Annotated in this window: 13 protein-coding genes and 1 pseudogene; 6 read left to right on the forward strand and 8 right to left on the reverse strand. The window is 62.3% G+C overall.

All coding sequences use genetic code 11. The features are described from left to right. The first annotated feature begins 60 nt into the window (after positions 1-60). The 3 genes from AB4037_RS13090 to AB4037_RS13100 all read left to right on the forward strand — a co-directional run bounded on the left by AB4037_RS13090 (position 61) and on the right by AB4037_RS13100 (position 3,171). Positions 61-1,101: a questin oxidase family protein gene (locus AB4037_RS13090; protein ID WP_441771813.1), complete on the forward strand. Its 1,041-nt coding sequence runs from the start codon at positions 61-63 to the stop codon at positions 1,099-1,101. Next, positions 1,101-2,291 (forward strand): amidohydrolase, encoded by a 1,191-nt coding sequence (locus tag AB4037_RS13095; RefSeq protein WP_441771814.1) that lies wholly within the window; start codon positions 1,101-1,103, stop codon positions 2,289-2,291. The genes AB4037_RS13090 and AB4037_RS13095 overlap by 1 nt, the downstream gene beginning before the upstream one ends. A gap of 97 nt (positions 2,292-2,388) precedes the next feature. After that, a complete protein-coding gene (locus tag AB4037_RS13100; RefSeq protein ID WP_441771815.1) occupies positions 2,389-3,171 on the forward strand; it encodes an APH(3') family aminoglycoside O-phosphotransferase in 783 nt (260 codons plus the stop codon). A 30-nt stretch (positions 3,172-3,201) separates the two neighbouring features. On the opposite strand, the gene AB4037_RS13105 is transcribed toward AB4037_RS13100, so the two are convergent. From AB4037_RS13105 to AB4037_RS13130, 6 genes are all read right to left on the reverse strand, one after another. Next, the gene (locus tag AB4037_RS13105) at positions 3,202-3,801 is read right to left on the reverse strand and encodes a YdeI/OmpD-associated family protein (protein WP_441771816.1); all 600 of its coding nucleotides are present in this window, start codon (positions 3,799-3,801) and stop codon (positions 3,202-3,204) included. A gap of 107 nt (positions 3,802-3,908) precedes the next feature. After that, entirely contained in the window at positions 3,909-4,517 is a 609-nt protein-coding gene (locus AB4037_RS13110; RefSeq protein WP_441771817.1) for a 2'-5' RNA ligase family protein, read from the reverse strand. 89 nt (positions 4,518-4,606) lie between these two features. After that, on the reverse strand, positions 4,607-5,020 hold the full coding sequence (locus AB4037_RS13115; protein ID WP_441771818.1) for a GFA family protein: 414 nt from the start codon (positions 5,018-5,020) through the stop codon (positions 4,607-4,609). 15 nt (positions 5,021-5,035) lie between these two features. Then, positions 5,036-5,503, reverse strand: a complete 468-nt coding sequence (locus AB4037_RS13120; RefSeq protein WP_434956569.1) for an SRPBCC family protein — start codon at positions 5,501-5,503, stop codon at positions 5,036-5,038. Beyond that, positions 5,500-5,829: an ArsR/SmtB family transcription factor gene (locus AB4037_RS13125; RefSeq protein ID WP_434956570.1), complete on the reverse strand. Its 330-nt coding sequence runs from the start codon at positions 5,827-5,829 to the stop codon at positions 5,500-5,502. Before AB4037_RS13125 ends, AB4037_RS13120 begins: the two co-directional genes overlap by 4 nt. A gap of 183 nt (positions 5,830-6,012) precedes the next feature. After that, on the reverse strand, positions 6,013-6,762 hold the full coding sequence (locus AB4037_RS13130) for an SDR family oxidoreductase (RefSeq protein ID WP_441771819.1): 750 nt from the start codon (positions 6,760-6,762) through the stop codon (positions 6,013-6,015). A 96-nt stretch (positions 6,763-6,858) separates the two neighbouring features. Here AB4037_RS13130 and AB4037_RS13135 point away from each other — a divergent pair, with 96 nt between their 5' ends. Beyond that, a complete protein-coding gene (locus AB4037_RS13135; protein ID WP_441771820.1) occupies positions 6,859-7,776 on the forward strand; it encodes an AraC family transcriptional regulator in 918 nt (305 codons plus the stop codon). A gap of 201 nt (positions 7,777-7,977) precedes the next feature. Next, positions 7,978-8,859, forward strand: a complete 882-nt coding sequence (locus AB4037_RS13140; protein WP_441771821.1) for an AraC family transcriptional regulator — start codon at positions 7,978-7,980, stop codon at positions 8,857-8,859. A gap of 70 nt (positions 8,860-8,929) precedes the next feature. Here AB4037_RS13140 and AB4037_RS13145 read toward each other — a convergent pair whose 3' ends face one another. Together AB4037_RS13145 and AB4037_RS13150 are read right to left on the reverse strand one after the other, a co-directional pair. Beyond that, positions 8,930-9,340, reverse strand: coding sequence for a RidA family protein (locus AB4037_RS13145; protein ID WP_441771822.1), 411 nt, complete (start codon positions 9,338-9,340; stop codon positions 8,930-8,932). A gap of 139 nt (positions 9,341-9,479) precedes the next feature. After that, positions 9,480-10,376: a LysR family transcriptional regulator gene (locus AB4037_RS13150; RefSeq protein ID WP_434956575.1), complete on the reverse strand. Its 897-nt coding sequence runs from the start codon at positions 10,374-10,376 to the stop codon at positions 9,480-9,482. 263 nt (positions 10,377-10,639) lie between these two features. Between AB4037_RS13150 and AB4037_RS13155 the strand changes: the two are divergent. Then, positions 10,640-10,801, forward strand: a pseudogene (locus tag AB4037_RS13155) (SDR family NAD(P)-dependent oxidoreductase); the annotation flags it as partial. Between the last annotated feature and the right edge of the window lie 42 nt (positions 10,802-10,843).

Below are 10,843 nucleotides of genomic sequence, written 5' to 3' on the forward strand. Positions count from 1 at the left end.
CAGGGAACGCACAGCCGGCCTCGTCGGCAAAGCAAGCATGTTCGGATTGGGGAGGATTCGATGTCGGCACCACACAGAGCAGCCGGGACAAGCGATACGCTCATGCGCTGCATCGGCTGGTCGCAGCAATGGAGCGCTGAGTTTCCGTATATGCTCGCCAACCACCTGCCTATGATCCTGGTGGCGATGCAGCGGATGGGCGCCAATGACCGGCGGCTGGAAGAGTTCTGCGAGATCTATCGCGTGCAGAACGGCCTCGTGCCGGTGCCCGTTGCCAAGGAGACGATCAGCCGGGAAAACTGGCGAGACGCTCTCGGCGATCGCGAAAGGGAGGGCGATTATCGCACCTTCTTCCAGGTGGAAGTCAGGCGGCTCGGCGCTACGCCGGCGGCCCGGCTCTATCTGCCGCTCCTGTTCGACGGCTTTGCCGCCAGTGCCATGCATGCCTTCATGCGCATGGCCTATGCGACCTGGACAGACAATGACGAGGAGACCGCCATCGCGCTGGCCTACTGGGCAGCTACCTATCTCGACCTCGGCACAGGCCGGGGCGAAGCCGGTACAACCGGCGATCCGCTCGACGTGCTGGCCTATATGTATGGGCCTGCCTCCTTCCGCCATATCGTCACCGAATGCGACCTGCTCTGGCACACTATGCGAGCGGTCGCCGCCAAGCCCGAATTCGCCCACGTACACGACATGCTGGCCATCGGTCCCGACACCATGGACCGCTTCGCCCGCCTGTCGCTCGCGCTCTTCGCTGCGACCGGCGACTTTTCTCTCCTGCACGCCCTAACCGGCACCCATTGGTTGCGCATGATGGCGCCCCGCTCGCCCGATCCGGCCGTGCCGATGCGCCGCTTCTGGCAGGCCATCGCCTCGCTTATTCCCAAGATCGGCTTTCCCGACATTCCGGCTGCCGAACAAGTGGAAGAATGGCGTCGGCAGAAGGTGCCGGACTGGCCGGAGATCTTCGCCGAGGCCGTCAAGCATGACGACGAGCACGATCTCAGCCTCAGCTTCTCGGCCTCCGAGGAGTTCAAGCTTTATCGCGATCCGCTCTACAACTACGTTGCCGCCAAACGTCTCGGACTCATCTGATGCTGCTTGCCAATGCCACCCTGCCCGACAGACGCCGGGCAGATGTACAAATCGTCGACGGCCGGATAGCCTCGATCACAGCGCCTGGCCTCCCGGCTACCGATCCGGATCGGCGCGATCTCGCCGGTGCCTTGCTGCTTCCGGCCTTCATCGACGGCCATATCCATCTCGACAAGACCCATATGGGGGCGCCGTTAGTCCCGCATGTGCCGGGGGAAAGCGTGCGTGAGCGCATCGCCGCTGAGCGTGTCGCCCGTCATGCCGTGCCTCTGCCCGTCGAAGCCCGCGCCACCAATCTCCTGCGCCGCCTCGTCGCCAACGGCACCACGAGGGTGCGCAGCCATGTCGACATCGACAATGACGTGAAGCTCGCCAATCTGGAGGCGTTGCTCGCCGTGCGGGAACGCTGGAGACCTTGGGCCGACATCGAGATCGTCGCCTTTCCCCAGAGCGGCGTCGTGAGCGAGCCCGGCGCCCCCGACCTGCTCGATGCAGCCCTCGCCGCCGGTGCGGACCTGATCGGTGGGCTCGATCCCGAGGGCTTCGACCATGACGTCCCGGGCCAGCTCGACATCGTCTTCGCTCTCGCTGAAAAGCATGGCAAGGCTGTCGATATCCACCTGCATGACGGTGGCGAAACCGGCGGCGCCGAGTTGCGCGACATCGCCAGGCGTACCGAAGCTCTCGGCCTGCAGGGGCGAGTGGTGGTGAGCCATGCCTTTTCCCTTGGCGATCAGTCTCCCGAGAGCTTCGCCAGAACGGCAGACGCCCTGGCGCGCGCCGGCGTGGCGATCATGACCTCGAGCCCGGCCGCCGTGCCGGTGCCGCCGGTGAAAGCACTGCGCAGCCACGGCGTCACCCTTTTCGCCGCTTCCGACAATATTCGTGACTGCTGGTCCCCCTTCGGCAATGGCGATATGCTCGATCGTGCCGCCATCGTCGCTGCCAGGCAGGAATTCTATGCCAATGACGATTTGCGCCTGGCCCTCGACCTCGCCACCATCGAACCGGCCAGGGCGCTCGGCATTGCGGGCTATGGCCTGGCACCGGGCGCACCGGCCGATCTCGTCGTCATCGACACGCCGAGCGTAGAGGAAGCCGTGATCAATCGCCCGCGCCGCAAGCTCGTGCTGCGGGGTGGCGTGGTCGTTGCCGAAAACGGGGTCGTCGCCGAGGTTCTGCCCGCCTGAGCGTTCATCCAGTCGCCATCTTTCCGTCCAGGGAATCGGGCCAGAGTGACGAGAGTCGGCCAGACGGCCATCGCATGGGAACAGGACGATCGCGCCGATGAAACCGGCATTGGATATACCCGCCGACTGGCGCGGCGATCTCAAGGGCTATGGCTGGAAGACCCAGTCGGCGGGAGCCTCCGGCGCAGGCGTCTTTCGCCTCGAAGCGCCGGGCAAGCCTGATCTGTTCGTCAAGACCGAGGAGCTCTCATCCCTCGGCGAATTGCCGGATGAGGGGCCGCGCCTGGAATGGCTGAGCGCACGCGGCATACTCTGCCCAAAGCCCCTGGCGGAGGCCCGGCATGGTGGGCGGCACTGGCTGCTGATGAGTGCCATTCCTGGCGCCGTCCTGTCATCTCGAACCGGTCTCACCCCGGAGCAGGCGGTCGATATCGCCGCCGATGCCCTGCGGCACCTGCACGCCCTCGATATTGCCGATTGTCCGTTCGACCACTGCGCCAACAGCCGCATCGCCCTCGCCGAAGCGCGGGTCAAGGCCGGTCTCGTCGACGAGGAAGACTTCGACGAGGAGCGCACCGGTCAGACCGCGGCCGACGTCTTCGCAGAATTGCAGCTCCAACGCCCCCGGCTGGAAGAGCTCGTCGTCACGCATGGCGATGCGACGCTGGAAAACCTGCTGGCGGACAAGGGCGTCTTTTCCGGTTTCATCGATTGCGCCCGGGCCGGCCTTGCCGACCGTCACCAGGACCTGGCACTGGCGACGCGCAGCATTCGCGATCGTTTTGGCGCGGTTCTGATCGAGCGCTTTTTCGCCCGCTACGGCATCACGCCGGATCCGGACCGCATGGCCTTCTATCTGCTGCTCGACGAGTTCTTCTGAGCCGGCGCAGTGTACGAGGAGGCTGCTGCCTCATTTCCTCGATTGCGGATAGATCGTCTCGCCGCGCTTGAGCATGGCGACGAAGGCCTCGATCTTCTTCCTCCGCCCTGCCTCGGTCTTCACATTGTGCATGCGAAAGGCCAGTGCGAAACGGTTCTGTGCGCTGAGCGCACCCAGCATCTTCAGCGCTTCCGGCTCGGCCTCGATCGCAGCCTGGAGGTCGTCGGGGATCTTGAGATCCTTGCCGCTCTCATAGGCCCGGTCCCAGCGGCCATCCGCCTTGGCGGCCTCGACCTGTTTCAGCCCGTGTTCGGTCATGCGGCCTTCGGCGATCAGCCGGGCGACATTGTCGACATTGATCCGGCTCCAGATGCTCTTGCGCCCGCGCGGCGTGTAGCGCTGCAGGAAGCTGCGCTCATCGAGCCCCTTGCGCACCGCGTCGATCCAGCCCCAGCAGAGCACGACGTCGATCGCCTGCTTGGGGGTGATCGAGGCGAGACCCGAGCCCACCTTGTGGATCTTGATCCAAACTTCGCTTTGGCTGTCGTGGTGGTCGCGGAGCCAGGTATAGAAGCTCGCGTCATCCACGAATTCACGGACCTTGGCGGGATCGACGGTGACGGGCGGCATCAGGGTTCCCCGACCGTCTTATCTGTGGCCATATTCGCCCCTTACCTCCAACCAATCCGAGCCGGTTGCATCCAGAGCAACGACCGAACGGCGACGCACAAGGCATGTCAGTGCAACAATGTCTTGCGTTTGACCAGCGGCCAGCGCTTGAGAATTCGATATTCGGTCAATCCCAACCTGCTATGAACTAGACAAAAGTCCATAATGGGGACGTGAATAGGTTCGATTGGCCGAGTCAATATCGGCCTTTCACCATAAAACAATGTCATATGAGGAGTGAAGCCGAAGGAGGCTCGCAGGCCATGCTGCCACATGGCAGCACCTAGCCTGCAGTGAAGTTCGAACAGTCCACTTCCTTGACCGCGCAGAACCACGGGGTAGCGCAAAGGCCTCTCTCGCTTTGGGATCGCATCAAAGCACATGGCACTATCGAGCGTTGCCTCAAAGGCAGACATGCACACACGATCACCTGCCATGATTGCAGCATGGATGAGCGACGTCTTGAGATGCCTGTAATCGCCGACTTGTTGCACTGACACATGGAGACGATCTTCACGCAGCAAGCGACCGCAAAAATGATTCTCATCAACAAAGTGCCGGGCAAACTGTCCGAGTCGATGCGCGTCCTCCTTTTGGGGAAGCAGTGTGTAGAACAATCTCTCACCTCGTTTGGGTCTGCGTGGCGGAGCACCGAAGAGATCCAACGTATCTGACATCGTTTCCTCCCGTTCTTATGCGTCTGCAGTCAACATTAGAACAAAACAAGAACGCATGTCAACGGCCCAGCCGACCATAGAAGAGCCCCTCACCTGGGCGGCATCCCCTCGAATTTCGGCAGAGCCGGATCAAGATAGTCCCACGCATAACCGACGCCGGTATAGGTCACCACCTGCGGCTTGTATCGGCTCGGTTCATCGAGGCTCGCGGCACGCACCGCGAAAAATTGCGGCATGGCCGAGAAGGTCAGATAGACCGGCGATCCGCAGGTGGGGCAGAAATAGCGGGTCTTCCTGTCGCCGCTATCGGCCACCATGTCCCAGGGCCGCCCCTCCCCGGTAAGCGTCACGCCTTCCCGCGGGAAGGTCAGGTGGGACTGATGGCCCGTGCCGCTCTCGCGCTGGCAGTCGCGGCACTGGCAATCATTGCTGAACACCGGTTCGGCCGTGATCTCGTAGCGGACAGCCCCGCAGGCGCATCCGCCGGTATAGGCCTTGCTCATCTCGTCCTCCTCGCCTCAATCCTTGCTGCCGGCCACGACGGTGCCGAGATTGCGCAGCACCTTCTTCCAGCCATCGCTCATATTCTTGTAGGCCGTATCGTTTTTCGGCGTGACGAAGCCCGCATGGACGAGGCGCACCCGCGTACCGCCTTCTGCCTCGCTCAGCGTCCAGGTCACCACCGTGTCGAGGCGGGAGCCATAGCCGGGATTGCTGTCATGCCCGCCCCTCCAGGCATAGGCGAGCCGCTCATTCGGTTGCACGTCGAGCACCTGACAGTGGATGACGCCGTCCCATTCGCCGGCCGGCGCGGTGGTGAAGGTGAAACGCTGCCCTTCAATCGCTGCGAAATCGGCCGGCGCCATCATCCAGCGCGCGATCAGATCGCCCGAGGTCAACGCTTTCCAGATGGTTTCGGGTGCATGCGGGAAGACCTCGTCGACGACGATCTCCTGCGTGTGCGGCTTCAAGGCCAGATCATTCATGGATCGATCTCCTTCAAGAGAGTTCTGAGATTGGCGAAGCGCTGGCGCCAGAACAGGCTGTAATGGCTCATCCAATCAGCCAGCGGTTCGAGGCCGCCGGGTTCGGCGCGATAGTAGACTTTGCGCCCTTCCGGCCGTTCGGCGACGAGGCCGGCCAGTTTCAGCGCCTTGAGGTGCTGGGAAATCGCACCCTGGGTCACGCCGCTGCCCTGCGTCAGCTCGGCTACCGTGATCTCGCCGGATCCGGCGATGCGCTCGAACACGGCCCGCCTGGTGGGGTCTGCAAGGGCGCGCATGACGGCATCGATGGCAACTGTCTCAGTCATGAGAATCAATTAGCAACTACTAATCAATTAATCAATGCTAATGATTTAGATGTCTGAGAAGCCAACATGCCAGCGTCGCGGAAAGCGGGCTGGCCTCCTTAAGGGCTCAACGCGTCGGAGCAGGTGATATCGACGAGGAAGGCGATTGCCCGTCCCGGCCGGTGAGCCCGGGACGGAGCCATGTCAGCGTGCTTGTGCCAGAGCTACGGCATCGGGCCCCGCGGGGAAGCGGAGCTGGCCGGAAGCGTCATGGACGGCAGCCCACACAGCCTGGGCGACATCGCTTTCTCGCGTGGTCATTGCCGGCCTCACGAAGGCGTCAAGAATCGGCCGCGCAAACTCAGCATAGTCTCCCGGGAGCAGCTCCTCGACCGGCACGATGGCATTGGCGCCGAACCGGGTGGTTGGCGCATAACCCGGCTCGACGAGCTTCACCTGCACTCCGAAGTAACCAAGCTCATGAGCGAGCGAACCGGAGAACCCCTCGACCGCCTGCTTGGATGCGGTGTAGGCGGCAGCGAGTGGGAACTCCCCAAGCGTTACGCTCGACGTCACGTTGACGATCGTGCCGGTACGACGTGTCCGCATTTGTGGGATTATCGCGCGGCACATGGCCATGACGCCAATCGTATTGGTCTCGATGAGCTGACGGATCAACGACATCGGCATGACTTCGAAGGCGCCCACACCGCCCACGCCTGCATTGTTCACAAGCGCATCGATCGGGCCCGCAGCGTCGATCAGTGCAGCTATGCTCTCTTCGTTCGTGACGTCCAGCGGCAGCACTCGCAGCCGGCCGGTTACGCCGCCAAGCACATTCGGGTCGGGGCGTCGCATCGTGGCGACGACATGCCAGCCATTCTGAAGGAAATACTCGGCGGTCGCCTTGCCGTAACCCGAGGACGTGCCGGTGATGAGGATCGTCTTGCCCATATTGTCTGTCTCCTTGAGTTTCATATTCCCAAGATAGACAGGCACGACTGGACGATATATAATTCATAATCCAGTATCTATTATGAATCGTCCAGAATGGATCCTCTCAGCGATATCATCGGTTTGCTCCGGCCGACTGCCGCAGTCGCGAAGCCGATCACGGCGCGCGGACGCTGGGGCGTGCGCTATCGAGCGCATGACGCGCCCGGGTTCACGATCATCTTGGAGGGGCAAGCCTGGCTGAGCCTCGACGGCGAAAAGCCGCTCCGGCTTGCACAGGGCGATTTCGTGCTCCTTCCGACGACGCCCGCATTCTCCTTGTCCAGCGAGCCGGGTCTCGAATGCGTCCCGGTGGAACCGCGAAACGAAGCGGTCCGGCATGGCGAACGGGAAGGCACTCCGGACCTGATCGCCCTCGGCGGCAGCTTCGCATTCGCTCGGGTGAATGCACCGCTCCTGCTGGCTCTGTTGCCCCGCCTCATCCACATCCCGGCTTCCGAGGGACGAGCGACACGCTTCGGCCGCCTGATCGATCTGCTCGCTGAAGAATGCGCTACCGACTATCCGGGCAAGGAACTGATTGTCCATCGTATGCTCGAGGCACTGCTGGTCGAAGCCCTTCGCTGGCGTAGCATCGGCAACCGGGCGATGCCTGCGAGTCTTCTCGGCGGCATGCAGGACCCGGCACTCGCCCGGGCGCTGCAAGCGATGCATGCCGATGTTCGCGCGAACTGGACGGTTGCCGATCTTGCCAGGATGGCCGGCATATCGCGGTCAGGTTTCGCGGCACGGTTCGGGGAGGTCTTGGGATGTGGGCCAATCGAATATCTGGTGCGTTGGCGCATGGCGATCGCGAAGGACGCTCTCACGCATGGGGCGAAGTCCCTGGATCGGATCGCCGATGAAATTGGCTATGAATCAGCCAGCGCATTCAGCACCGCTTTTCGCAAACGTCTCGGTTGCCCTCCAGGCAAGTTCGCGCGCGACATGGCCGAACAGAACCGCATCCGCTAATGCCCGATGAGACGGGACGGATAAAAGCACGCGGCGATGCGCCATGGCGCGGGGTGCAGTCATTACGCCCATTCATTCCTGAATCAGTCCGCCGGCAAGCGGTCGTTGGAAGTTTTCGGCGGATCACCCAAACCGCAAGATCGGTCGAGCGCTGGGTTGCCTGGGGGATCTAGTTTGGGCTGCCACGGAGACCAGGACGAAATGACCGCAACGCTTCGGAACTATCAAGGGCGGATGCAGCGAGTGTTGGACTATATCGACCAGCACCTCGGTGACGATCTCGATCTTGATGTTCTGAGCGGTGCCGCAGCCTTCTCGAAGTTTCATTTCCACCGGCAGTTTACGGCGACCTTCGGGTTATCCGTGCATCGCTATGTTCAGCTTGCCCGCATGAAGCGCGCCTCATACCGGCTGGCCTACAGATACGACGAACGCGTCACGGAGATCGCGATGGATGCCGGATACGATGCACCGGAGGCTTTCGCCCGCGCCTTTCGGCAACGCTTCGGGCAGTCGCCTTCCTCGTTCAGGAAGTCTCCCGACTGGGAGCCGTGGCTTGCGGCCTTCGGGCCTTTCGACAATGCCAGGAGCAAGTTCATGCAGAAGACCTTTAGCCACGACGACGTGACGATCCGCGATGTGCCACCGACCCCGGTGGCAATCATGGAGCATCGGGGTGACCCGGCGACGCTCAGCGCCACCATCCAGCGCTTCATCACGTGGCGAAAGGCCACGGGCCTGCATCCTAAGACAAGTCCGACCTTCACTGTCTGGCGTTCGGAGCGGCGTCCCGCCTCGCCTGCCGATTACAGCGTAGACCTATGCGCCGGGACCTGCCAACCGATCGCGGCGCATGGCGAGGCGATCAAGGCCGGCGAGATCCCCGGCGGGCGCTGCGCGGTGTTGCGCGTGGTCGGCAACACCGACAATCTGGAGCCCGCCGCACTCTACCTCTATCGCGACTGGCTTCCGGCCAGCGGCGAGGAAGCACGCGACTTTCCGATCTATTGCCAGCGCTTGAACTTCTTCCCGGAGGTACCGGAGCATGAGGTGGTGGCGGAACTTTTTCTGCCGCTGAAATAGGCTCTCTGACGGCGGCGGCTGGAGGCCAACAGGTCGTTGTCCAATGAGCAGCGAAGATTTTCCGCGGCGCCTAGTTTCTAACGACCTCGTCAATGACCGCTATCGCGTCAACCTCTATGAGGTAACCTGGAGACATTATCGCTACCCCGGCCACCACATTCGCTGGTTTGTGATCTCCAAACAACGAAATCTGCGCTTCTTCGATGATCGGAACGTGTTCATCGCGGTTATAATCGACAATGTAGATTGTGATCTTGCAGACGTGCTCGGGCCGAGCACCTGCTGCCGTGAGCGCTCGGCCGAGATTGCCGAATGCCAGGCGCGCTTGCGCCGCGAAATCGCCATGCCCAACGAGCTTGCCATGTATGTCTTCGGGCTGCTGACCTGAGATGAATACCAGCTTGGATCCCGTCGCGACGACAATCTGCGTGTACATTTCTGGAACTGGCAGATCATCCGGGTTGATGAGTTCGAGTGCCATTCAATAATCTCCTGCTTCGTTCGACTGAAATCGACATTGGAGATCACCGCGTGCTGGCGCATGGGCCGATGGCAACGCGTCGGCGAACTCCCGTCGGATATCGAGCATTTTACATCGATATGCCTCTGGCGAGCGGGCGTCAGTCGCGCGATAGGGACAGCCCCGCGAGAAGCGGCGCGTACGAGGCGAGCCTGCGGGATACGAACTCGGTGAAGAGCCGCACGCGCTTCGTCTTGCGTGTCTCGCCCTGTGTGAGAAGCCAGAGCGTTCCGTACATGTGCAGGTCGGAACCCGGCACCCTCACCAGCAAGGAGTCGGCATCTCCGACGAAGCACGGCAGTGTCGTGATCCCGAGCCCTTGCCGTACAGCAACGATCTGCGCCTCGCCGTCCGTGGTCCTGAATGGAACACCCGTGGTACGAACCTCACCCTCGCTGGCCCAATCTGGAATGCCATGACTGCTTATGACGATCCACCGGATGGGATCAGCCGCACCCGCACGCCACGCGGTTAGTCGATCCCGGGACATGTAGACGGCGCCGAATAGCTCCGGTCCCTTCAGGCCATGAAGATTGAGCGGCAGGGTTTTGCGGTCGTAGACGACGCGGATCGCCACGTCGGCCTCTCGGTTGGCCAGATTTGCCAGCTCGCCGGACGACAAGATATCCATCTCGATGTCCGGATGCAGACGCGCGAACTCGGCGAAGTCCGGCATGAGCAGGTGTGTCGCGAGGGTCGGTGCCAGTGTCACCCGCAGAAGCCCGCGCACGCTCTGGTCGCGACCGAAGACGCGCGTCTCCAGCTGGTGCGACGACGCTTCCATCTGATTCGCGAGCTCGAGGACCTCCTCGCCCGCAGCCGTCAGGCGGTAGCCCGAAGGCAACTTTTCAAACATCTGTGCCCCGAGGCGTTCCTCGAGCTGTGCGATGCGTCGCAGCACGGTCGAGTGATACACCCCGGTGCTCTCGGCGGCAGCGCGCACCGAGCCTCCGCGCGCCACGGCAAGAAAGTAGCGAATGTCATCCCAGTCGATCATGGTGCAATCCGGCACCGCGCGGTGCGCCTTCCAAAGCCCGTATCTCATGCGCCATACAGCAGTACGGGCGGTCATCATAGCTTATGTCAACGAGCGCGGCCAAATTCTGAACGGGCGATACCAGTCGTCGCGGCTGGCCTCAGTCGTCCAACCGGATCGTTTTTGCACCACCTATGTGCACGCTTCCGCACTCAAAGCCTGACTGCGGTGGACCCATGCTGCGGTTCTCCGGGGCGTCCCCGAACGACCAAAGGGTGCATCACATGAACAGATTGAATGGAAAGACCGCCGTGATCACCGGTGGCGCCACCAGCATCGGCCGCGCCGCAGCGAAACGCTTCATCGAAGAGGGCGCCTTCGTCTTCATCTTCGGCCGCCGGCAGGAAGCGCTCGACGCCGCCGTGGCCGACCTCGGGTCCAATGCTATCCAATACTACTCAGCAGTACACCCCCCATCATTCCCACTC

Source organism: Labrys sp. KB_33_2, assembly GCF_052114505.1.
In the GTDB taxonomy this organism is placed as follows: Bacteria; Pseudomonadota; Alphaproteobacteria; order Rhizobiales; family Labraceae; genus Labrys.